Consider the following 22380-nt stretch of genomic DNA (forward strand, 5'->3'; position numbering starts at 1 on the left):
GAGCCGGTGCGGATCGCGATCGTCACGGATGCCTGGTCACCGCAAGTCAACGGCGTCGTGCGGACGCTTCAGACGATTGAGGGCGAACTGACGCGGATGGGGCATCCGGTCAAGGTGATCTCGCCTGACCTCTACGGCTCGATCCCGTGCCCGACCTATCCGGAGATTCGTCTGGCTCTGGTGCGCTCGGGCGTCGTCGGCCAGGATATCGCTGCGTTCCGCCCCGATGCGGTACATCTGGCGACCGAAGGCCCGTTGTGCGTGGCTGCGCGCCGTTGGTGCCTGCGCAGCGGCGTGCCCTTCACGACCGCCTATCATACGCATTTTCCCGATTATGTGTCGCAGCGCACGGGGCTGCCGGCAGCCTGGTTCTGGCGTTACATTCGCTGGTTTCACGGCCCCGCGCAGGCGGTCCTGGTATCGACGCGATCGGTCCGCGAGCAATTGCGTGCTCATGGCATCGCCAATGTGCGGCCATGGGGCAGGGGCGTCGACCTGACCGCCTTCACGCCGGACGCTGCGCCACTGGCGCAATTCGCTGATTTGCCACGGCCGATCATGCTCTATGTCGGTCGGGTCGCGGTGGAAAAGAATCTCGAGGCTTTCCTCGCCGCCGACCATCCGGGCACCAAGGTCGTGGTCGGCGACGGTCCCGCGCGCGCCGCCTTGGAACGAGCCTGGCCTCAAGCGCGCTTTCTGGGGTCCCTGTTCGGCGCGGATCTGGCGAGTGCTTATGGCGGCGCGGACGTGTTCGTCTTCCCCAGCCGTACCGACACATTCGGCCTGGTAATGATAGAAGCGCTGGCTTGCGGAACGCCCGTGGCGGCTTTTCCCGTGACAGGGCCTGTCGACATCGTAACGCCGGAAACCGGCGCCCTGTCAGACGATCTGAGCGAGGCCATCGCTGGTGCCTTGCAGCGGGATCGGGCGGCGTGTGCGGCCTATGGGCGCAGTTTCAGCTGGGATCGCAGTGCCCGCGAGTTTCTCTCAGGGCTCCACGCGATCGACCCGGACGTCATCGAAAGCGCCGCCTGACGCATCGCATGCCGGATTATCTTGCCGGAACCGGCGGGATGGACTATCCCTGCTCTGTCGTGGCCGCCCTGCTTGGGCGGCCCTTATCGTTTTTACGTGCCGGAGAAGTCCCGTGTCCCAGCCTCTCATGCCCCATGCGACCGCCAGCTGGCTGGTCGACAATACCGCGCTGAGCTTTGACCAGATCGCGGAATTTTGCGGGCTGCATATCCTTGAAGTGCAGGCGATCGCCGATGACACCGCCAGCATCAAATATACCGGGCGCGATCCCGTCCGCGCGCACGAAATCACCATGGACGAAATCCATAAGGGTGAAGCGAACCCGGACTATAAGCTCAAGATGCTGAAAGGGCCCGAACCCGTGCGCCGGACCAAGGGGCCGCGCTATACGCCGGTCAGCAAGCGGCAGGACAAGCCCGACGGCATCGCATGGATTTTGCGCAACCATCCTGAAATCTCGGACGGCGCGATCGGCAAGCTGATCGGCACGACCCGCACCACCATTGCCGCCATCCGCGACCGGACCCATTGGAACATCAGCAACATCACACCGAAGGATCCAGTGACGCTGGGTCTGTGTTCGCAGCGCGAACTGGATGCGCTGGTGGTGCGGGCGGCGAAGAAGGCTGGTATCGAGGCGCCGACCGATTCGCGCCTGGACGGCGACCGCGAGGCGCTGATCGAGGAACTGCGGCGCGAGCGAGAAGATGCCGTGCGTCGTGCCGAAGATGCCCTCAAGAGCGAGTCCGGCTTCATTTCCGGCGCCGCGACGATCATCGATCCTTTCAGCAGCAACAAGGGCGAGGTCTGATGCCGTAGCGTCAGCGGCTCTTATGAGGCCGGCGCTGGAAATCAGACGTTTCTCAAGGGCTGTGTCCGCACGGGACGCAGCCCTTTTTCCTTGGTTGACGCTTGCGTAAAGCGCGGGCGCGCCATACACTCCAGGGCATGGAGAGCATCGAAAAGATCCTGAAGGACAAGTATCGCCATCCCGCGCAGTGGGATCAGACCTTTCCGCCGATGTCGATGGGGCAGATGGTGACGGACAGCGCGCTGGCGCATCCAACCGCCCATATGGTCGATTTCATGGGGCGCAAATTCAGCTATGGCGAAATGTACGACCAGATTCGCCGCATGGCCTGTGGGCTACAGGCCATGGGCGTGCAGAAGGGCGATCGGGTCGGCCTTTATCTGCCCAACACCCCCCATTATGTCGCGGCCTATTATGGCGCGCTGATGGCGGGCGCCATCGTCGTCAATTTCTCCCCCCTCTATACCGCCGCCGAACTGGAGCATCAGGTCGAAGACAGCGGCACGAAAATCCTCTTTACCCTGTCTGCCAAGGCGTTGCTGCCAACCGCAATGGAGGTGCTGGAACATAGCACACTCGAAACGCTGATCGTGGGATCGGTCGCCGAGATGCTGCCGCCGGTCAAATCCTTGCTGTTTCGCTGGTTCAAGGCCAGCGAAAGCGTGGCGATCCCCGATGATCCGCGGATCATCCGCTATGACCGGTTCATGACCAACAAGGGCGATTGCGCGGTCGCCCAGATCGATCCCGTCAACGACGTCGCCCTGCTGCAATATACCGGCGGTACGACCGGCACGCCCAAGGGCGCGATGCTGACGCACCAGAATCTGACAGCCAATGCGCGTCAGGCACAGGCGATCGACCCGCACCAGCATGAACCCGATCGCATCATCGCGGTCCTGCCGTTTTTCCATGTGTTTGCTAACACCTGTACGCTCAACCGCACGGTGGTGAATGGCGGCGAAATGGTGATGTTGCCCCGCTTCGACGCGGCGCAGGTGCTGGCCGCCGTTCAGCGCGTTAAGGCAACGTCCCTGCCGGGCGTGCCGACGATGTTTCAGGCGCTGCTGGATCATCCCGCGATCCGCAATATCGATTTCTCGTCACTGCGCGCCTGTATTTCGGGCGGTGCGCCGCTGCCCCTGGAGCTCAAGCAGAAATTCGAGGCGGCGACTGGCGCGCATCTGATCGAAGGCTATGGGCTGACCGAAACTAGCCCGATCGTCTGCACCAACCCTTATGAGGGGCTCAACAAGAGCGGCACGGTGGGGCAGCCTGTTCCCGCAACCCGCGTGAAGCTGGTGGATCGCGAAGATCCCACGCGGCCGCCGCCCGAAGGCGAGCCGGGCGAACTTCTGTTCGCGGGGCCGCAGATCATGAAGGGCTATTGGAATCGGCCGGACGCTGACGCGAAGGTCTTTGTCGGGGAATATATCCGCACGGGCGATGTCGGCATCATTGACGAAGATGGCTATGTGAAGATCGTCGACCGGTTGAAGGACATGATCGCTGTCGGCGGGTTCAAGGTGTTCCCCAGCCAGGTCGAATCCGTGCTCTACCATCATCCTGCGGTGAAGGAGGCGCTGGTGATCGGCGTTCCTGACCATTATCGCGGCGAGCAGCCCAAGGCGTTCGTGACCCTGAACGATGGGCATGAGATTGACGGCCCTGCGCTCAAGGATTGGGTGAACCCACAACTGGGCAAGCATGAGCGTGTCTGCGATGTTGAAGTCCGCTTGAACCTTCCCAAGACCCTGGTCGGCAAGCTGTCGCGCAAGGAACTGGTGGCCGAGGAGCGGGCAAAGGCGCAGGCCGCCGCGCTGGAGGCTGGAACCACGGCCTGATCCTTCCTATCTGATTGCCTCATAGAGATGTGAGGAATGACGAAATGGCGGAAGAAGTCGCAACGCTGGCCGGCGGATGCTTTTGGTGCACCGAAGCCGTGTACCAGAATTTGAAAGGCGTGAAGACGGTCGAAAGCGGCTATATCGGCGGCACGGTGCCCGATCCGACCTATGAACAGGTCTGTTCGGGCAATACGGGCCATGCCGAAGCGATCCGCATCACCTTCGATCCCGACGTCATTTCCTATGGCGATTTGCTCGACATCTTTTTCGCCACCCATGATCCCACGACGCTCAACCGTCAGGGTAATGACATCGGCACGCAATATCGGTCGGCGATCTTTCCGCATTCCGCCGAACAGGAGCAGGAAGCACGCGCCGGTATCGAGCGGGCGCAGGCCGATCAGTCCGCACCGGTCGTGACGGCCATAGAGCCGCAGGCGCCTTGGTATCCAGCCGAGGACTATCATCAGAACTATTGGGATAGGGTCGGGGACCAGAATCCCTATTGCATGGCGGTCATCCCGCCCAAGCTGGCCAAGTTGCGCAAAGGATTTGGGGAGCGTCTGGACGGCTGATCGTTCGCTTATTTGCTGTGTGTATATGCGGTCGTGACGACGGCGCCGCCCTTCCGGTGGCGTCTGTCGGGCATATCCTCTATGGACGACAGGCGCGCATCAGCAACTGGCGGGGACGGAACGATGAACAAGGCAATGATATTGGCGGGGCCATTGCTGCTACTGGGACTGACCGGATGCGTCCGCACGGTGGCCAGCGTCGTTACCGCGCCAGTCAGGGCGGGCTCGCAGGTTGCCGACTGGGCAACCACTAGCCAGGATGAGGCGGACCGCAATTATGGCCGCAAGATGCGCGAGAAGGAAGCGCGCGAAGGCCGGGAGGCGAAAAAGGCCGAAAAGGCGCGTCGCAAACAATGTCGCAAGGCGGGCTATGAACGCTGCGACTGACGCGGCGCGCTGATCGCAGGTCGATTATGCCGCCGCGCGTTTCAGCCGATCATTGATCGCCACGCCAATGCCTTCCGGGGGGATCGGTGCCACGGCGATCCGTGCAGCGGTGCTCGCGTCGGCGATATGTAATGCCGCAAACAAGTTCGCGCCCGCTTCGCGCAGATTGGCTTCGGGGCTGAGGTTGATGTGGCACGGCATCAGGCCAAATCCGATCAGATATTCGTCCGCCTCCGCCCGAAGGGCTTCCAGGCGGACGGCCTTGGCGGGCGCATAATGGCTTTCCAACTGGCCAGGCGCTTCGATCGCAGCATCCGCCAGTCCGACGACGACGGGAAGTCCGGTGGCCTTGCCCAGCATCGCGGCCGTGACGGGGCCGGGTCGCAATAATCGTATCCGGTCCGCTTCCGGGGCGGCGATGGTCGATTCCAGCCCCTCGCTGGTCGGCCCTTCGTCCAGCACCATGCGCACCTTGCCATTCAGGCTGGCCAGCACATGCTCGGCGCGCGTCGGGCTGATCGATCCGCTGCGATTGGCCGAAGGTGCGGCCAGGGGGCGGCCGCTTTCGCGGATCAGCGCACGCATCGCGGGATGGGCCGGCAGGCGCAACGCGACGGTCGGCAATCCGGCCGTCACCAAATGCGACAGCCCGCTATCTGCCCGTACCGGCAGCACCATGGTCAGCGGCCCAGGCCAGAATTGCGCGGCCAGCGTTTCCGCCGTGGTCGACAAGTGAGCCAGTGAGCGCGCCATGTCCATATGCGCGACATGCACGATCAGCGGATTGAAACTCGGCCGGCCTTTGGCGCTGTAGATTGCGGCCACGGCGTTATTGTCGGTCGCGTCAGCCGCCAAGCCATATACTGTCTCGGTCGGCACCGCGACCGGCTCGCCCGCGCGGATCAACAGCGCCGCTTCCCTGAGCGATTCAGCGCCATAGCGGCAGGATCGTGTGGAATAGACTGGATTTGCGATGGTCACGGCCCCCACGCTATAGACCCCTGAATGACCGAGTAAAAGGCCATTGCGTCAGCACAATGACATGGGGCACCACATCGCTTTCCCTTCACTATGGAAATGATCTAAGGCCGCCCGATGAACGACGCTCTTTTAACCCGCATTGCTGAAGCACTGGAGCGACTGGCGCCGCCGACGGCCTCTTGCGCCGATCTGGCCGCCGCGCCGGCCTATATCTGGGATGGGCATGCCGTCGATCCGGTTCAGGATTTCGCACCTGTCGATTATGATCTGCTGACAGGGATCGATGCGCAGAAGGAAGCGCTCCTGGCCAACAGCGCTCGCCTGGCGGACGGCTATGCCGCGCATGACGTGCTGCTGTGGGGCGCGCGCGGCACGGGCAAGTCTGCGGCGGTGGCCGCTGTCGTCGGGAAGTTGCAGCAGGGCGGTCGCGATATCGCGCTGATACAATGCGCCATTGACCAGCTGGCCAGCCTGCCGTCGCTGTTCGCACTGCTGCGGGGCAGCGACCGTCCCTTCGTGCTGTTCCTTGATGACCTGGGTTTTGACGAGCAGGGCGCTGGCGACGCCCGCGCCCTGCGGTCGCTGTTGCAGGGCGGCACAGCGGCGCGTCCGGCCAATGTGCGACTTTACGTTACGTCTAATCGCCGTCACATCGTGCCGCGCCACCTGACCGAGCAGGATGATCCGATCAATCCGCGCGATGTGATCGATGACAAGATGGCGCTGTCGGATCGCTTCGGCCTCAGTCTCGGCTTTCACGCAATCGATCAGGACGCTTATGTCGCGATCGTCAACGGCTATGCGCAAACGCTGGGGCTGACCGTCGACCGGCTGGAGGCCATTCAATGGGCGACCCAGCGCGGCAGTCGGTCGGGCCGCGTCGCCTGGCAATATGTGGTGGAACTGGCCGGGCGGAACGGACTGACGATCTGATCGCCAGCCCTATCACTCACATGGCCTTCGCAACGCGCCAGACGATCCCGCCGACATCATCGCTGACCAATAGGGCGCCCTGCGCATCCGCCGCCACATCGACAGGGCGGCCATGGGCGTCGCCATCCTCGTCCAGGAACCCGGTCAGCACATCGACCGGCTTCGTCCTGCCGGCCTCTCCGTCATTGAAGCCGACGAACACCACCTTGTAGCCAGCGGCCGGCTTGCGGTTCCAGCTGCCATGCAGGCCGACGAACGCGCCGTCGGTAAAGGGCGCGCCCAGTTGCACCTTGTCGGCAAAAGCCAGACCGAGCGGCGCGACATGGTTGCCCAGCGCATAATCGGGGCGCTTGGTATATTCGCGAATTTCCGGGCGCTGCGGCTGGACACGGCGATCCTCATACCCGCCCCAATAATTCCAGGGCCAGCCGTAGAAGGCGCCAAATTCGATCCGCGTCAGATAATCGGGGACAAGGTCCGCGCCCAGCATGTCGCGCTCATTGACAACGCCCCATAGCGCCCCGCTCTTGGGTTCGAAGGCAAGGCCGACAGGGTTGCGCAGACCGGACGCAAAGACGCGCTTATACCCGTTCCTGGGGTTCACTTCGAACACCACCGCGCGGTTGCGCTCGCGCTCCAGCCCATTTTCGCCGATATTGCTGTTCGACCCAACGCCGATGTACAGTAGGCCCTCTGGCGATGCGACCATGCTCTTGGTCCAATGCTGGTTGGGCGATTGGGCGGGCAGGTCGATGATCTTGCGCCCGGCGGCGCTGATCTTCGTGTCGCCTTCCTTGTACGGGAAGGCCATCAGCGCATCAGTATTGGCAACGTAAAGCGTGTCGCCGATCAAGGCCATTCCGTAGGGCGAGTTCAGGCCCGTCAGAAATGCCGTCTTGGTATCGGCCCTGCCGTCATTGTCGGTGTCGCGCAGCAGGGTAATACGGTTGGCCGAAGGAACGCCAGCACCCGCCTTGTCCATCAGGTAGTTCATGACCCGCTGGACGATGCCGTCCTTGGGGCGCGGCGGGCTGTTGGTTTCGGCGACCAAGATGTCGCCATTGGGCAGCCGCAGCAGGGATCGCGGATGCGCCAGGCCCTCGGCAAACCGGTCGACCGCCAATCCCTTGGCGGCAACGGGTTTCTCGCCGGCCTTCCACGGCTTGACCTCGGCAATATTCACCGTCGGGATCATCTCGCTGCGAGGGCTGGTGAAAACCGGTTCCCGGCCCGTATCGGCGCCTGCCGGCAATCGTGCTGTGTCGCCCTGGGCCAGATAGAGAAATCCACCGCCAACGAGCGCGAGGGCGACGAGGGGGAGGGCAATGAGATGCTTGTTCATGCGCCACATCTATGCGCCGATCGGGTGTCGGGCAAGGTTATTGCCCCGTTGCAACGGCGCTTATTTGCCGCGTTCGCCCAGATAGATCAGCAAGGCGATAATGATACCCAGCGCCAAACCGCTTAACAACCCGATCGTCGGCTGACCCAACAGGCCGCCGCCGATCGTGCCGGCGAGAATCAGCAGCGCGATGATCGCGCCGGAACCGGTCGGATTGGAACGACGATCCTTCATGGCGCTGTCCTTGCCATGCTAATCTGATTGAAGCCAGCGCCTTTGCGACCCTGTCCAAAATGGGTCGAACGATCCCGAAGCGGGATATTCGTCCCGAAACGGGATATGCCTAAACGCGTCTTCATCATAGTCTCCCAGCGTTTTCGTTGATCCGCCTGGATGGCATGTTTCTTGGGTCGGCCGATGGATATCAAAAGGGGGAGCGGGGGCGCACCATGCAATTGCCATATCTGTCCGGCCGCAAAAGCGTTGACGACGCGGCCGATCTGATCAGCCGATTTGGCACCAATGCCGGCTATGAAGCGGCCGCCCGTGCCGGTCGAAGCCTGGACCAGGGCAACCATATCCATTTCTGTCACTGGCGGCAGATAGAACGGCTCATCCTGTTGCTGGCAATTGATCAGCCGGCCGGTACCGTCCACTGACGATGGCTTAAAGGCGCAGCCCAGCGGTCTCGGGCAATCCGGCAAGGATATTGAGATTCTGCACGGCCGCGCCGGCCGCGCCTTTGCCCAGATTGTCAAGCGCGGCCACCAGCCGGGCCTGGCCGGTGTCCGGGTTGCCGAACAGGAACAATGCCAGTCGATCGGTCGCGCCCACATATTCCAGCGGCACGCCGGACATGGCCGCGCTGTCCTCCAGCGCGGCGACGGTGACGATCGACGACTGCGCATAGGCTGACGCCAGCGCGTCGTGAATGTCGGCCAGCGATGGCGTGCCCGGCATGGCGCGCAGTTGCAATGGCACTTCCACGATCATGCCGCGATAGGCATTGGCCACCGCAGGCGCGAAGAGCGGCGGGTGCGTCAATCCGGAATAGCGGGTCATTTCCGGCACATGCTTGTGCCCGAGGCTGAGGCCATAGGGGCGGAAGGCGCTGGGCTGCGCGGCGGCGCCCTCATAGTCCGCAATCATCGCCTTGCCGCCGCCCGAATAGCCCGATGCGCCGGACACTGTGACCGGCCAGTCAGCTGGAATGAGCCCGGCGAGCACCAGCGGGCGCACCAGCGCAAGGAAACCCGTGGGCCAGCAACCCGGGTTGGCGACGCGGCGGCTTGCGGCCAGGCGGTTCCGATGTCCCGGCTCCAGTTCCGGAAATCCATAGGTCCATCCGTCGGCCACGCGATACGCGGTCGATGCGTCGATCACGCGCGTATGATCATTGTCGATCAGCGCCACCGCCTCGCGCGCGGCGTCGTCGGGCAGGCACAGGATCACGATGTCCGCAGCATTCAGCGCGTCGCGCCGGGCGGCCGCATTCCTGCGATCCTCCAGATCGAGCGTGATGAGCGAGAGTTCCTGCCGGCCCGCGAGCCTTTCGGCGATTTCGATCCCGGTCGTCCCATGCCCGCCATCGATGAAGACATTCGTGATCATAAGCTTACCCTGCGCCGCGCGATGATCGGACTGGGATGGTCTTCCGCCAGCCGGGCGACGACGTCGGCCAAAGGTTCCTTCACCACGGCCATCCAGTGCGCGTTCGCATGCAATAGGGTGGCGCCGTCCGTCATGATGCCGACATGGCCGGGAAAGAAGATGAGGTCGCCACGTTTCAGCCCTGCGTCGCTTTCGATGGGCGTGCCGATCCCTTCGCTTTGCAGGTCGGTATCGCGCGGCACGCTGAGTCCTGCTCGGCCGAGCGCCACCTGGACCAGGCCGGAGCAGTCGATGCCGCGATGCCCGCGTCCGCCCCAGACATAGGGCTTGCCCAGGTGCCGTTCGGCCAACGAAACCCAATCGGCGGTCGACTCGGTTAAAGGCGCGGCATGGCGCAGATGCACAAACCCATCCCCGCAGGCGATGAAGTCACCACAATGCTCGCCCGTAAACCTGGCCCCAAGCGGCCAATAGTCCGCGATCGGCGACTTGATGTCGGGCGCGCTGAACAGGGGCGCGGTCAATGCCGTTACCCGATGGGTGGGCTGTTCCTCAACATCCAGCGCGTCGCGCCGGATATAGCCGACATAGCCGTCATGCCCGCAAAAACCCCAAGCCCAGTCCGTGGTTACGTCCAGTGCGTGGAAGATTTCGCCGCGCAGCAGTTCGCTGATCGCTTCGGCCGTTGGCGATGCCGCCGCCAATATGGGGGTGCCGGGCGCAACGCATGTCAATGCAACCGCCCGCGCATAGTGAGCGGAAAAGAGCGTTCCTGCTAGCGAAAGATCGGCCAAGTCGCCACGCGCCGCATGAACGCGCCGGTCCAGCGCGGCCGAACGGCCTTGCAGTTTGAACCGGGTTCTTTCAGGCGGAGCGTTCCGCAGCGGGGTTGTCCATCCGTTCATCGCGCGCGGTTCCTGCGATGAAAAGGTGAAAGGCGTCAAGAAATTCCGCGCCTTTGGGCGTTCGGGTGATGAAAATATTGCGACGGTCTGCAACATCGCGCTCACGCCGCAGATAGCCGAGCGCCGATAATTTGTTGAGCGCGCGCGTGATCACCGGCTTTGAGACATGCAGCGTTTCGGCAAGGCCCCGGACGGTATGCGGCCCCGAGCTGATATACACCGTCATCATCAGGGCCATTTGGCGATTGGTAAGGTCGGGTTTGCCCGAGCGTACATAATCGACCAGTGTCGACATCCACTGACGCAGCAACGGGATGCCCGGGCGGTTGGTCTCGGCGGAGGACTGACTGGCTGAAAGGGCGTTCATGCCCGCTTAACGCGCGATGGCCAATCCGGTTGCGTAACGGATAGGCCTTTGTAAATGCGTCATCGTTCTGGGCGATAGCGATCCTGAAGCAATCTGAATATGGCGCGCATACCCAACGCTTCGCCACCCTTGGGGCGGCCGGGTTTGGCGGACGGACGCCAGGCGAATGTATCGAGATGGAGCCAGGGTGTGTTGTCCGGAACGAAGCGTTTCAGGAACAAGGCTGCGGTGATCGCGCCGGCAAAGCCGCCATCACCGGCATTGTTGATGTCGGCCACGTCGGATTTGAGCATATCGGCATAGGGATCCCACAGCGGCAACCGCCACAGCGGGTCGTCGACGTCGGTGCCATGGGCGATTGCTTGCCCCGCAAGATCATCGTTGTTGCAGAATAAGGCGGGCAGATCGGGGCCGACCGCGACACGCGCAGCGCCCGTCAGCGTGGCGAAATCGATCACCAGGTCCGGCCTGTCTTCGCCGGCGCGAGTCAGCGCGTCCCCCAGCACAAGGCGGCCTTCGGCATCGGTATTGCCGATTTCGACGGTCAGCCCCTTGCGGCTGCGTAGGATGTCGCCCGGGCGAAAGGCGTTCGCGCCAATGGCGTTTTCGGCTGCGGCGATCAGAAGATGCAGCCGGACCGGCAGACGGTTCGCCATGATCAATTGTGCAAGCGCAAGCGCGTGGGCCGCCCCGCCCATGTCCTTCTTCATCAGGCGCATGCCCGATGATGGCTTGATGTCGAGGCCGCCGCTGTCGAAACAGATGCCCTTGCCCACCAGGGCGAGGCGGGGGTCGGACGGCTCACCCCATTCCAATTCTATCAACCGCGGCGCAAAGCTGCGGTCGGCGGCCTTGCCCACGGCATGGATCATGGGAAAGCCCTGCTCCAGTGCATCCCCGCGGGTGGTGGTGACGCGGGCGCCGAATGGTTGCGCGACGCGTTCCACCGTCTGCTCCAGATCAGGCGGCCCCATGTCGGCAGCCGGAACATTGACCATGTCCCGCACCAGCGCGGTTGCACGGGCCAGATGCAGGGTCGGTTCAATACGGGCGACGTCCTGGGTCAGAAGGACTTTGGGACCCGTTGAATTGTCGTCCTGCCGATAGCGGTCGAACCGATATTGCGCCATCAGCCAGCCAAGCGCCGCGTCACCCGCCCGACCATCGGCGAGCCGATACTGCCCCTCCGGCAAGGCCTCCGCCAATTTGGCGAGGTACCAGGGGCCCATTTTTCCCCGATCCGGCACGACCGTGACGACCGACCAGTCATGCTGATCCCCGCCCCACAACAGCGCATGATCGCCAATCTTGCCGCGAAACTTTTGCGCTGAGAGCATGTGCCGAGTCGAGGCGGATTGCCCGCTGTTCCACGCGTCGTAGCTGTCGGGATCCAGCAATTGGATCATGTGCGCGGGCTGTTGGTTGTCTGTTTTGAGCAGGTCGGAAAAGTCGATCATGCCGCCGATGTAAGGGAAAGTTCAGGAGGAGGGGAAGAGGCAATTTCCCATCGCGCGCGTGGCACGGCCGACCCATTCCGTCTTTGCCTCCCTCGGCCAATCGGCCTAGAAGGAATGAAAGAAGAAACAAGGAGATGGACAATGACACACGGAGATGACCGCAGTTTGCAGGCGGCGCGCGCCAGGGCCTATGCGCTCGCTGAAACCGGCCGTTTTGACAATGGCAATGCGGTTCAGCAGGCGCTGATCGCCGAAGGCTGGTCGAATGCTGGTCGCGCGCTGGAAAGCGACTATGCACGCCAGGCAGTCGGCGAGCGCTGCCGGGCGGCCCAGGCGCAGGCGCACTGATGCGCGGCGGCGGGGTGATGGCGGTTGCGGTGTTCTTGGCAGCTTGCTCGCCAACAGCAGATGAAACCGCCGGCAATTCGGTTTCAAACGTAGGCGCCACGCAATTTGCCAATCATATGGCGGGTGTGAGCCGGCCGCCCTCATCCCCTGCCGCCCCCTTTTCGCAAAGCGACAAGACCGAATTTCTGGAATTCGCCTATGCCTATCCCGCTGAGGCAGCGGCGATTCCGGCGCTGGTCGACAAGTTTCGCAAAGCGATGGAGGCAGGCAAGGCCGACGCCCTCAAGATGGCGCGGGAAGATAGTGAATCGGCGAAAAAGGCGGGTTATCCGTTTCGGCCCCACAGTCTTGAAACAGAATGGACGGTCGCGGGCGATACGCCGCGATTCCTGTCGCTCCGCTCGCAGACCTATGTCTATACTGGTGGCGCCCATGGCATGACGGGATATGACACCGTTCTATGGGATAAAGAGCGCCAGCGGGAAACCAGCGTCAAGGCGCTGATGACGTCGCCCACTGCTTTTGCCGCCGCCATTCGCGATCGCTTTTGTGCCGAACTGGACAAGCAGCGCGCGGAGAAACGGGGCGAACCGGTCGTTGCTGGCGACGATGATTTCACCAAATGCATCGATCCGCTGGATCAGGTTCTGGTGCCAGCCTCCAAGGACAGTAAGCTGATCGACAGCATGACCGTGATCATCGGTCCCTATAGTGCCGGTCCTTATGCCGAGGGGACGTATGAAGTGACGATTCCGGTGGATGCCGCGATGCGCAAGGCGATCAAGACCGAGTATCAGGACGCCTTTCTGACGCCCTGATCATCGGGGCCAAGGCTTCGGCGGAACCGTCTGTGTTTCAGGCGGGAACGCCGTAGAGATCATGGTCGTCGGCATCCTCCACCACGATATCGACAATGTCCCCGGCGCGATGTCCCTCGCCGACATCGCGTAGGAATACATTACCGTCGATTTCCGGCGCATCCGCCTGGCTGCGTGCCGTCGCGCCGATGCTGCCATCCTCGTCGGGTTCGCCGACTTCATCGATGATGACGGGCAGAATGCGGCCGACCTTAGCCTGCAATTTGGCGGCGCTGATGGCCGCTGTCCTTTCCATGATCCGCTGGTAGCGTTCTTCCTTGACCTCTTCGGTCACGGCATCGGGCAGAGCGTTGGCCGCCGCGCCCTCCACCGGTTCGAACCGGAACGCGCCGACACGGTCGAGTTGCGCTTCATCCAGCCAGTCGAGCAGATATTGGAAATCCGCCTCCGTCTCGCCGGGGAAACCGACCACGAACGAAGAGCGGATCGCGATGTCCGGGCAGATGGCGCGCCACTTGCGGATGCGATCAAGCACCTTGGCTTCGTTGGCCGGCCGCTTCATCGCCTTGAGCACATTGGGGGCGGCATGCTGGAAGGGGATGTCCAGATAGGGCGTCAGTAGGCCGTCCGCCATCAGGGGGATGACCTGATCGACATGCGGATAGGGGTAGACATAGTGGAGCCGCACCCATGGTGCGCGCCCCTCCGCCGTGCGCAACTGGCCCAGTTCTCGAGCAAGGTCGGTCATGTGCGCCCGGACATCGCGGCCCTTCCATTGCCGCACATCATGGCGGGTATCGACGCCATAGGCCGATGTGTCCTGGCTGATGACCAGCAATTCCTTCGTGCCCGCCGCCACCAGCTTTTCCGCTTCGCGCAGCACCGCATCGATACGGCGGCTTACCAGGTCGCCGCGAATTGAGGGAATGATGCAGAAGGAACAGCGGTGATTGCATCCTTCGCTGATCTTCAAATAGCTGTAGTGACGCGGTGTGAGCTTGAGGCCCCCTTCGGGCACCAGATCGACAAAGGCATTGGGGATGGGCGGGGAGGCGTCATGCACGGCATTGACGACCTGCTCATATTGATGCGCGCCCGTGACGGCCAGCACCTGCGGGAATTTCGCGCGGATGACCTCTGCTTCGTCACCCATGCAGCCGGTCACGATGACGCGGCCATTTTCCGCAATCGCTTCGCCGATGGCTTCGAGCGACTCTTCCTTGGCCGAGTCGAGAAAACCGCATGTATTGACGAGCACGACGTCCGCGCCCGCATAGTCAGCGGACATCTGATAGCCGTCGGATCGCAATTTGGTCAGGATACGCTCGGAATCGACCAGATTTTTGGGACAGCCGAGCGACACCATGCCGATCTTCGGCGCGTCTGGAATTTTGGTTGCCATGATCGGCGCGCACATAGGGATTTTTGCGGCCAATGTCACGGAAAACGACTCAGATAGGCGGCAGGGCGTTCCCATGTCCGTCGCCCTCGGCGATTTCGATGATGACATCGCCGGTCTGCAACCGCCGGGAATCCTCCTCCCAGAAACCGATGGGGCGCTTGCCCCGATAGACCCGCAGGCCAAGGCCGGTGCGGATGGCGGACAGCGGCTGGCCGATTTCCTCCGGCAGCACCGCCCGTTCGATCAATTTTACCCGGCCCCCGGACGCGGCCAGATCCGCCATATAATCGGCAATATGCTCGCCGGTTGTGCTGCCGGCCAGCAGCAGCCCGGCAAAGCTTACAGGGTTGATGACCGTCGTCGCGCCGGCCTGCCGCGCGGGCACTTCATTATCCTCGTTCCGCACGACGATGCTGATTGGCAGGCGAGGGGCCAGATGGCGGGCCGTCAGGGTGATCAGGATCGACGTATCATCGCGCCCCGCAGACACGATCATGCTACGCGCCCGATGGATGGCGACATCCTTCAGCGTCTTGTCGCGGGTCGAATCGCCGCACAGCACGTTGCACCCATGGGCTTCGGCCAGTTCCAGCGCCTTTTCGCTGCCATCGATGACGACGATTTCGCGAGGATCGGTGCCGCGCGCCAGCAGTTCATGCACCGCCTCCTGCCCGCTGGTGCCAAAGCCTGTGACGATGATGTGATTGTGCAGATCGGCCTGGATGCGTGCCATGCGCCACCTGTAAAAAATGTTGCGGAGAAAGAGATTATAGGCCGTGCCAAGGAAAATCAGCCAGACAAAGAGCCGGATTGGCGTAACAAACAGGGCTTCGAACAGGCGGGCTTCGGGTGTGATCGGGACAATGTCGCCATAGCCAACGGTCGTGACCGTGACCGTCGTGAAATACAGGACATCAATGAAGCTGATCTGATTGTCGAGATTATCCTTCAGCCCGTCTCGCCCGATCCAGTGGAGGAGCAAAACCAGCGAGATCAGCCCGAACAGCAACAGGACTCGCCAAGTCAGGTCCATCCACATCGGCATGGACGATCGGCGCCGCAGAAAGCCCGCCATGGCCGAGGGTGCGTTTGCCTTGTCGATCCTCATGCTGGGGGCAACTTGCCGAGGGGATCGACTGGCGCGCGGTCCTTGCGCAGTTCGAAATGCAATTTGGGCTTGCTGGCATAGCCGGTGTCGCCGGTCAGGCCGATCACCTGTCCCTTGGACACTTTCTGCCCGCGGACCACATCGACCCGGCTGGCATGGCCATAAGCGCTGACCCAGCCGCTGCCGTGATTGATCAGGACGAGGCCGCCAAACACCGCGACCTTGTCGCCGGCATAGGCGACGACACCGTCGGCCGATGCGCGGATGGGCGTGCCAACAGGGGCAGAGATGTCGATACCATTATTCTTCGATCCGCTCTGGCCCGGCCCGAACCGGGAAAGGATGGTTCCGTGCAGGGGCCATGCAAAGCTGCCGGCAAAACCGGATGGCTGGGCAATCGGCGCATTGGACGGCAGCGGCCGGGGCTTGGTGGAAGCTGCCACCACTGGCGCGTTGTCCCGCGCGGCCGGCTGACCGCCGGTCAATACATCGTCAATGTCGATGCGGAACGCGGCTGCCCGCTGCTCCAGCGATCGGGCATCGCCCGTTGGAGCATCAGGCAGCAACAGACGTTGGCCGCGCCGCAGGACATAGGGCTCCTCCAGGCCGTTCGCTTCCACGATGCGGCGCCAGGGAACGGCGTAGGCGGCGGCGATCGCGATGCCTGTTTCGCCTTCAGCGACGAGGTGATAGCGGCCGCCGGGTATGCGGAGTGTCTGCCCGACCCGCAGGGCATAGGGCGGCGACAGCCCATTGGCCTTGGCGATGATTTCCGATCCAGCCCCGGTGCGATTGCCGACGCCACGCAACGTGTCCCCCGCGCGCACCACATAGTTGGAAGCGGGGACAGTCCGGGCATTGGCGACGACTTGCTGCGCGGTCCAGACCGGCTCTGGTTCAGCCAATCGCACCGTGGTCGCGTCGGCGCCAAGATCGGGCGGCGGCGTCGGCACAGCAATGGCCGCGGCATCCCGCTCGGCCCGCTGCGGGATGCAGCCTGTGAGCAACAGCGGGCCGATGGCGCAAAGGAGCGGACGGGGGGAAACAGGCATCTATGTCTGTGTATCGCATCAGAGCGCGCTTGCCAGCCCTCAAGCAGCGCAGATATTCACGCGGGAGGACAGGGAGGGCTGCTCTTACCGCGGCTCCAGCTTCGTGACCCCGCCCATATAGGGTGCCAGCGCGTCAGGGATGACGACGCTGCCGTCGGCTTGTTGACAATTTTCCAGTACCGCGACCAGTGTGCGCCCAACGGCAAGGCCCGAGCCGTTCAATGTATGCAGGAACACCGTCTGCTTGCCGCCGTCCGGCCGCATACGCGCGTTCATGCGCCGCGCCTGGAAGTCACCGCAATTGGAGACCGAACTGATTTCCCGATAAGTGTCCTGGCTGGGCAGCCAAACCTCAAGATCATAGGTCTTGCGTGCGCCAAACCCCATGTCCCCCGTGCACAACAGCATCTTGCGATAGGGCAGGGCGAGCGCCTGGAGAATGCCCTCCGCGGCGGCGACCATGCGTTCATGTTCGGCCTCCGACTCTTCGGGCCGGCAAATCGTCACCAGTTCCACCTTTTCGAACTGGTGCTGGCGAATGAAGCCGCGCGTATCCCGGCCGGCCGATCCGGCTTCGGACCGGAAGCAGGGCGTCAAAGCCGTCAGGCGCAGCGGCAGGCGCTCTTCCGGCACGATCTGGTCCGCAACCAGATTGGTGAGCGACACCTCGGCGGTGGGAATAAGCCACCGACCATCCGTGGTCTTGAACAGGTCTTCGGCAAATTTGGGCAACTGGCCCGTTCCGAACAGCGCCGCATCCTTGACGAGCAGCGGGACGATCGTTTCCTCATAGCCATTCGCCACGGTCTGCTGATCCAGCATGAACTGGGCGAGCGCGCGATGAAGCCGCGCCATCTGTCCGCGAAGCGCCGTGAAGCGCGCGCCCGACAAGGCGGCGCCTCCTTCGAAATCAAGGCCGAGTGCGGGACCGAAATCGGCATGATCCTGCGGCGGAAAGGCAAAGGCGCGCGGCGTGCCCCAACGGGCCACCTCGACATTATCGACCTCGTCTGTGCCATCGGGCACATCCTGCGCCGGCAAATTGGGGATGGCGGAGAGTAGCGCCGTCAGTTGCTCGCCAGCCGCGCGCTCCTCACCCTCCAGCGCAGGCATGCGATCCTTCAACTCTGCGACTTCGGCCTTTAGCGCATCGGCCGTAGCACTGTCCTTTGCGGCCATGGCTTGCCCGATCGCCTTGCTCGCTTCGTTGCGACGCGCCTGCGCCTGCTGCCATTCCGTCTTGAGCGCGCGGCTTTTCTCGTCGAGCGTGATGATCTCGGCGGACATGGGGGACAGGCCCCTGCGGCCAAGCGCGGCGTCGAAAGCGGCGGGGTTTTCGCGGATGAAGCGGATGTCGTGCATGGCGCAAGCCTATGCCGCTGCCCAGCCCGTGGCGCAACCCCACGGCCCGTCATCCGTTAGCTTAGCGTCAGCCAAGAACAAAGGAGACAGGCGATGCAGATCGAACATGATACGATGGTGCTGGTGGCCGATGGTCGCAAGATGTTGTTCTTCCGGAACAAGGGCGATGCGGCCTATCCCAATCTGGAGGCGGAGACCGTTAAGGAGCAGGACAATCCCGCCGACCGTGATCAGGCAACCGATGCGCCGGGTCGATCGCACAATTCGGTCGGCAGCCATCGCAGCGCCATGGACGAAGTGAACTTCCATGATCTGGAGGAGGCGCGCTTCGCGGCCGATGCCGCCGATATGCTGAAGCGTCGCGCTCTTGCGCAGGAATTTGAAAAGCTGATCATCGTCGCCCCGCCAACGGCATTGGGCGAAATGCGCAAGCATTTGCATAAGGAGGTGCAGGACCGGATCGTCGGCGAAATTGCCAAGGATCTGACGAATCACCCCGTGCCGGAAATCGAAAAGGTCATCTCGGCAAGCTGAAGCCGCAAAAAAAGGGGTGGCCCCCCGGAGCCACCCCTTACATGCCCCTGAGGGAAACGGATCAGGCTGCCGCCTGCGCCTTGCGTTCGGCGAAACGTCGGCGCGCCACCAGCGCCACGGCTGCTGCGCCGAAGAGCAGAACCATAGGCGGTGCGGGTACGTCCGTGCCGCCCGTGCTTGTGCTCGATCCGCCCGTCGAACTGCTCGTTGAAGAACTTGTCGATGACGAACTGCTGGTCGATGATGAAGTCGATGAACTGCCGGTGCTGCCGAAGCTGGACGAACTGCTCGACGACGAACCGGATGAGCCCGACGAGGACGAAGAACTGCTGCCAGACGATCCTCCGGTCGAACCAGGGTGATCGGGCTTGTCGGGTTTACCCGGCTTGCCGCCGCTTGAACTGCTGGACGAAGAGCTTGAGGACGAAGACGACGAGGACGAACTGGAACTGGACGAGGAAGAACTGCTGGTGGCGCCCGATGACGTCGATGTGCTGATTCCGCCCGTTGAGCTGCTGGTCGAGGAAATGACGACGGAACCGCCGCCGCTGCCGCCACCGCCGAAGAACCCGCCAATAAAGCCGCCGCCGCCAAAACCGCCGCCGCCACCCATGACGATCGGCACGGCGCCACCGCCGCCCGACATCATCGGCATCTCAGCCGGCGGCAAGGGGGCGGGCAGGGGGACAGGCGCCGGTTGGCTGGTGACTGTCACCGTCTGTGGCGCGCAGGCTACGGCCGTCTTGACGACCTTCCTCTTCACGGTCCGAACGGCATAGCGCTTCTTGGGCGCGGCCTTCGTGCTCTTGCTGCTATGGACCACAGCAGGACGTGCGCTTTCAGCGACATGCACCGCGCCGCCGCCAATGATCGCGCCTCCGCAAGTGCAAGCGCATAATTTAGCCAAGGCCATCCGAACCGACATAGGAATCCACTCTTGTCTTATCGCCCACCGATCCAGGTCGGAACGGGTCAGGCTGCCTTTTCATAAAAGCGCAGAAGAAAAGGTTAACCGCAAGGTCGTTAACTCTGAATCCTGTCGACAAGTCCACTGAATTCAGGGGGCAGCGTCAGCAATCATGGTTAACGTCCCACTATGATACGGCCACTGGCCCGCATATGAAGGGGGCCGCCGTCGGCATCAGCCTTCCGCCGGATGATGAGTCGCTCCCTTTCATCCCTGCGGGCGCATAGGGTTTTGAAGGAAAAGCCGTTTGGGCCAGTCGAATGTGCGCTTGTGTCGTCCCGCGCCGATGGCTATGAGGCGCCCTCAATGAAAAGTCATGGGTGCCCCGGAACTTCAAGCGCCGGGCCAACGAGTCGGAGAGCCAGATGGCGTCGGTGCTGAATTCCGATAAAGACGGCGTAAAGCCGCCCAAATCGTCCGTAACCCTCCCTGCAGAGTATCGCCCCTCGGCCGACGAGGAATTCATGAATCCGCTGCAACAGGAATATTTCCGTCAGCGGCTGTGGGACTGGAAGAAGCAGATTCTCGCCGAAGCGGAGGGGACGCTGGCCGTTCTTCAGAATGAGCCTCTACGCGAACCCGATCTCAACGACCGCGCGTCGAGCGAGACCGACTGGTCGATCGAGTTGCGCACGCGCGACCGCCAGCGCAAGCTCATCTCGAAAATCGATGCGGCCCTGCGGCGGATCGACGATGGCGAATATGGATATTGCGAAGTCACGGGCGAGCCCATTTCGCTTGGTCGCCTGGAAGCGCGTCCCATCGCCACCATGACGGTCGAGGCGCAGGAACGCCACGAACGGCAGGAAAAAATCTCACGCGACGATTAACGGTTTTTCCACTGCCTGTGCCTAGTGATCGTTACCGGAACACATTAGATTTTGCGGGTACGGAATGAACGAAGAGCAGGGCATTTCTGATCGGGGACCGGCGCGATCGTCGCCGCGCGACAGCCTGTTCCTGATGACAAGTTTTTTTGCCCCGGACGGTCGATCCTTGGGTCGTGCCCGCATTCGGAACCTTTCGGCGACTGGCTTGATGGCGGATTGCGAGATGCCGCTCGCGGCTGGGCAGAAGGTCGTCCTGGATCTCCGCGGTGTGGGGCGCATCACTGGCAATATCGCCTGGTCGCGCGACAATAAGGTTGGCTTGGCATTTGACGATGTCATCGATCCGCAGTTGGCAAGAAAGCCGGTGTCGTCAGGGCCTGCGCAACAATTGCCGGATTATCTGAGAAGCCAGCCAGCCGGTCGCCTGCGTTGACAGCGTAACCCTTGCGCCGAGGCATGACATCATAAAAAGAGGATCGCTACAGGACGGGCGGGACCGACTGTCTGCCGGTCCCGCCCTGTATGGACTAGTCTGCGCTTAATGCTGCGCAGCCATTTCTTCCTTCAGCCGCAATTTCTGCTTTTTAAGCGAGGCAACGAGGGTGGTGTCCGGCATGGGACGACTCGATTCCGCCTTGATCCGGGCGTCGAGTCCTGCGTGCTTGGCTGAAAGAGCTGAGATGTGGCTGTTTTCCATGACATTCTCCTTACGAGGGCGATGGATTTCCGATTAAATCACGAAACCTTCTGATTGTCTCGCGGCGTTTGCGCCTTTGCGATGGGCCGCCCATAAATTTGCGGTGGCCCGCACCGGGATCGCACGCTACCACGGGTCGCACCATGCACTGGGGATGCGAGCAACGACGGTGAGCCGGGAAGATATCATGCGCCGTCTGGAGTTGCTTCGCGTCGAACATCGCGATCTCGATAGCGCGATCGCGGCTCTGGTCGATGCAGGCAGCAGCGATCAGATGCAGATCGCCCGGCTGAAGAAGCGTAAACTGCGCCTGAAGGACGAGATTTGCGCGCTGGAAGATGAACTGGTGCCTGACATTATCGCCTGAGCCTAAGGCTGTCGCCCCAGCCTGACGTTACCAGATCGACCCCTAATGGGACAGGGAAGGCGCGTTGCTCTCGCCTTGGCCCGCTGACAAAGGCGTCCATCTGTGTCACTTAGCCGTGATGCGGAACGTTGCGTCTTTGGATCCTGGCCTCCATCGCCGATTGGTTGACGGCCTTTATCTCGAAGCCATGATGATGGCGGATGAGGCGCGCGCCTATTTCGATGGGGACCCTCTTGGAAGAGGTGAAACGGTCGACCCGCTGCGGCGTGTGTCCTTCGCATGCGAATCGCTGAAGGTGACGACGCGGCTGATGCATGTCATTGCCTGGCTCTTGAGCCAGCGCGCCTGGCAACGCGGAGAAATCAGCGATGCAGACCTCGTCGATGAAAAATATCGGCTTGGCCGCGCCAGTTTGACCGACCCGACACTGACGGAAGGCTTCCCCTTCGAAGCGCGCGCCCTGATCGAGGGCAGTCAGGACCTCTACGATCGGGTGGCGCGACTGGAGGATCGGATCGGTCATATGAACGACGATCCGAAAGCCCAGGACGCTGGTCCCGCCCGCGCCCTGCTGGATCGCTTGAACACCGCTTTCTGACGCTTGGGCGGATCGCAGCTGTTTGAGATGATGTTCGGCGCTGGTG

The 22380-nt window shown here is 62.5% G+C and carries 28 protein-coding genes; 16 read left to right on the forward strand and 12 right to left on the reverse strand.

The window, feature by feature from the left end; genetic code table 11:
* Positions 1-6 precede the first annotated feature (6 nt).
* From SKA58_RS05270 to SKA58_RS05290, 5 genes are all read left to right on the forward strand, one after another.
* Positions 7-1035, forward strand: coding sequence for a glycosyltransferase family 4 protein (locus SKA58_RS05270; protein WP_037542614.1), 1029 nt, complete (start codon positions 7-9; stop codon positions 1033-1035).
* 127 nt (positions 1036-1162) lie between these two features.
* Entirely contained in the window at positions 1163-1846 is a 684-nt protein-coding gene (locus tag SKA58_RS05275) for a DUF1013 domain-containing protein (RefSeq protein WP_009821335.1), read from the forward strand.
* Between the two features lie 137 nt (positions 1847-1983).
* Entirely contained in the window at positions 1984-3690 is a 1707-nt protein-coding gene (locus SKA58_RS05280) for a long-chain-fatty-acid--CoA ligase (protein ID WP_009821336.1), read from the forward strand.
* Between the two features lie 44 nt (positions 3691-3734).
* Complete coding sequence (gene msrA, locus SKA58_RS05285; protein WP_009821337.1) at positions 3735-4268, forward strand: peptide-methionine (S)-S-oxide reductase MsrA; 534 nt, start codon at positions 3735-3737, stop codon at positions 4266-4268.
* A 123-nt stretch (positions 4269-4391) separates the two neighbouring features.
* The gene (locus SKA58_RS05290; RefSeq protein WP_009821338.1) at positions 4392-4655 is read left to right on the forward strand and encodes a hypothetical protein; all 264 of its coding nucleotides are present in this window, start codon (positions 4392-4394) and stop codon (positions 4653-4655) included.
* 24 nt (positions 4656-4679) lie between these two features.
* Here SKA58_RS05290 and SKA58_RS05295 read toward each other — a convergent pair whose 3' ends face one another.
* Positions 4680-5636, reverse strand: a complete 957-nt coding sequence (locus SKA58_RS05295) for an L-threonylcarbamoyladenylate synthase (protein ID WP_009821339.1) — start codon at positions 5634-5636, stop codon at positions 4680-4682.
* A gap of 114 nt (positions 5637-5750) precedes the next feature.
* Between SKA58_RS05295 and SKA58_RS05300 the strand changes: the two genes are divergently transcribed.
* Entirely contained in the window at positions 5751-6569 is an 819-nt protein-coding gene (locus SKA58_RS05300; protein WP_009821340.1) for an ATP-binding protein, read from the forward strand.
* A 16-nt stretch (positions 6570-6585) separates the two neighbouring features.
* On the opposite strand, the gene SKA58_RS05305 is transcribed toward SKA58_RS05300, so the two are convergent.
* The gene (locus SKA58_RS05305; RefSeq protein ID WP_037542616.1) at positions 6586-7911 is read right to left on the reverse strand and encodes a PQQ-dependent sugar dehydrogenase; all 1326 of its coding nucleotides are present in this window, start codon (positions 7909-7911) and stop codon (positions 6586-6588) included.
* A 60-nt stretch (positions 7912-7971) separates the two neighbouring features.
* On the reverse strand, positions 7972-8145 hold the full coding sequence (locus tag SKA58_RS20020; protein WP_009821342.1) for a hypothetical protein: 174 nt from the start codon (positions 8143-8145) through the stop codon (positions 7972-7974).
* Between the two features lie 215 nt (positions 8146-8360).
* On the opposite strand from SKA58_RS20020, the gene SKA58_RS05310 reads away from it, so the two are divergent.
* Positions 8361-8570, forward strand: a complete 210-nt coding sequence (locus SKA58_RS05310) for a hypothetical protein (RefSeq protein WP_198005925.1) — start codon at positions 8361-8363, stop codon at positions 8568-8570.
* Positions 8571-8577: 7 nt separating this feature from the next.
* Here the strand turns inward: SKA58_RS05310 and argC are convergent, their stop codons facing one another.
* From argC to SKA58_RS05330, 4 genes are read right to left on the reverse strand one after another with little or no spacing between them, the layout of a single operon-like run.
* Positions 8578-9522 (reverse strand): N-acetyl-gamma-glutamyl-phosphate reductase, encoded by a 945-nt coding sequence (gene argC / locus SKA58_RS05315; RefSeq protein ID WP_009821344.1) that lies wholly within the window; start codon positions 9520-9522, stop codon positions 8578-8580.
* Positions 9519-10427, reverse strand: a complete 909-nt coding sequence (locus tag SKA58_RS05320; protein WP_009821345.1) for a C40 family peptidase — start codon at positions 10425-10427, stop codon at positions 9519-9521. The genes argC and SKA58_RS05320 overlap by 4 nt, the downstream gene beginning before the upstream one ends.
* Positions 10387-10794, reverse strand: a complete 408-nt coding sequence (locus SKA58_RS05325; RefSeq protein ID WP_009821346.1) for a MarR family transcriptional regulator — start codon at positions 10792-10794, stop codon at positions 10387-10389. The genes SKA58_RS05320 and SKA58_RS05325 overlap by 41 nt, the downstream gene beginning before the upstream one ends.
* Positions 10795-10853: 59 nt before the next feature.
* Positions 10854-12251: a leucyl aminopeptidase family protein gene (locus SKA58_RS05330; protein WP_009821347.1), complete on the reverse strand. Its 1398-nt coding sequence runs from the start codon at positions 12249-12251 to the stop codon at positions 10854-10856.
* A gap of 141 nt (positions 12252-12392) precedes the next feature.
* Between SKA58_RS05330 and SKA58_RS05335 the strand changes: the two genes are divergently transcribed.
* Positions 12393-12599, forward strand: a complete 207-nt coding sequence (locus SKA58_RS05335) for a hypothetical protein (protein WP_009821348.1) — start codon at positions 12393-12395, stop codon at positions 12597-12599.
* Entirely contained in the window at positions 12599-13417 is an 819-nt protein-coding gene (locus SKA58_RS05340; RefSeq protein WP_009821349.1) for a DUF3298 and DUF4163 domain-containing protein, read from the forward strand. The genes SKA58_RS05335 and SKA58_RS05340 overlap by 1 nt, the downstream gene beginning before the upstream one ends.
* 37 nt (positions 13418-13454) lie before the next feature.
* Here SKA58_RS05340 and rimO read toward each other — a convergent pair whose 3' ends face one another.
* From rimO to serS, 4 genes are all read right to left on the reverse strand, one after another.
* Entirely contained in the window at positions 13455-14834 is a 1380-nt protein-coding gene (gene rimO / locus SKA58_RS05345) for a 30S ribosomal protein S12 methylthiotransferase RimO (protein ID WP_009821350.1), read from the reverse strand.
* A gap of 34 nt (positions 14835-14868) precedes the next feature.
* On the reverse strand, positions 14869-15927 hold the full coding sequence (locus SKA58_RS05350; RefSeq protein ID WP_009821351.1) for a potassium channel family protein: 1059 nt from the start codon (positions 15925-15927) through the stop codon (positions 14869-14871).
* On the reverse strand, positions 15924-16979 hold the full coding sequence (locus tag SKA58_RS05355; protein ID WP_037542153.1) for a M23 family metallopeptidase: 1056 nt from the start codon (positions 16977-16979) through the stop codon (positions 15924-15926). Before SKA58_RS05355 ends, SKA58_RS05350 begins: the two co-directional genes overlap by 4 nt.
* A gap of 84 nt (positions 16980-17063) precedes the next feature.
* On the reverse strand, positions 17064-18341 hold the full coding sequence (gene serS / locus SKA58_RS05360) for a serine--tRNA ligase (RefSeq protein ID WP_009821353.1): 1278 nt from the start codon (positions 18339-18341) through the stop codon (positions 17064-17066).
* A 93-nt stretch (positions 18342-18434) separates the two neighbouring features.
* Here serS and SKA58_RS05365 point away from each other — a divergent pair, with 93 nt between their 5' ends.
* The 5 genes from SKA58_RS05365 (at position 18435) to SKA58_RS05385 (ending at position 21105) form a co-directional block, all read left to right on the forward strand.
* Entirely contained in the window at positions 18435-18875 is a 441-nt protein-coding gene (locus SKA58_RS05365; protein WP_009821354.1) for a host attachment family protein, read from the forward strand.
* Between the two features lie 41 nt (positions 18876-18916).
* Positions 18917-19237, forward strand: coding sequence for a hypothetical protein (locus SKA58_RS20270; protein ID WP_083784852.1), 321 nt, complete (start codon positions 18917-18919; stop codon positions 19235-19237).
* Positions 19238-19261: 24 nt separating this feature from the next.
* Positions 19262-19654: a hypothetical protein gene (locus SKA58_RS05375; protein ID WP_009821357.1), complete on the forward strand. Its 393-nt coding sequence runs from the start codon at positions 19262-19264 to the stop codon at positions 19652-19654.
* A gap of 553 nt (positions 19655-20207) precedes the next feature.
* Positions 20208-20672: an RNA polymerase-binding protein DksA gene (dksA, locus tag SKA58_RS05380; protein ID WP_009821358.1), complete on the forward strand. Its 465-nt coding sequence runs from the start codon at positions 20208-20210 to the stop codon at positions 20670-20672.
* 64 nt (positions 20673-20736) lie between these two features.
* Positions 20737-21105 (forward strand): PilZ domain-containing protein, encoded by a 369-nt coding sequence (locus tag SKA58_RS05385; RefSeq protein WP_009821359.1) that lies wholly within the window; start codon positions 20737-20739, stop codon positions 21103-21105.
* 105 nt (positions 21106-21210) lie between these two features.
* On the opposite strand, the gene SKA58_RS19365 is transcribed toward SKA58_RS05385, so the two are convergent.
* Positions 21211-21369: a YdcH family protein gene (locus tag SKA58_RS19365; protein WP_009821360.1), complete on the reverse strand. Its 159-nt coding sequence runs from the start codon at positions 21367-21369 to the stop codon at positions 21211-21213.
* Positions 21370-21556: 187 nt separating this feature from the next.
* Between SKA58_RS19365 and SKA58_RS05390 the strand changes: the two genes are divergently transcribed.
* Both SKA58_RS05390 and SKA58_RS05395 read left to right on the forward strand, forming a co-directional pair.
* Complete coding sequence (locus tag SKA58_RS05390; RefSeq protein ID WP_037542624.1) at positions 21557-21736, forward strand: YdcH family protein; 180 nt, start codon at positions 21557-21559, stop codon at positions 21734-21736.
* A gap of 118 nt (positions 21737-21854) precedes the next feature.
* A complete protein-coding gene (locus tag SKA58_RS05395) occupies positions 21855-22334 on the forward strand; it encodes a DUF1465 family protein (RefSeq protein WP_037542155.1) in 480 nt (159 codons plus the stop codon).
* Positions 22335-22380: the final 46 nt, after the last annotated feature.

Origin of the sequence: Sphingomonas sp. SKA58 (assembly GCF_000153545.1) — a bacterium.
Taxonomy (GTDB): domain Bacteria; phylum Pseudomonadota; class Alphaproteobacteria; order Sphingomonadales; family Sphingomonadaceae; genus Sphingobium; species Sphingobium soli.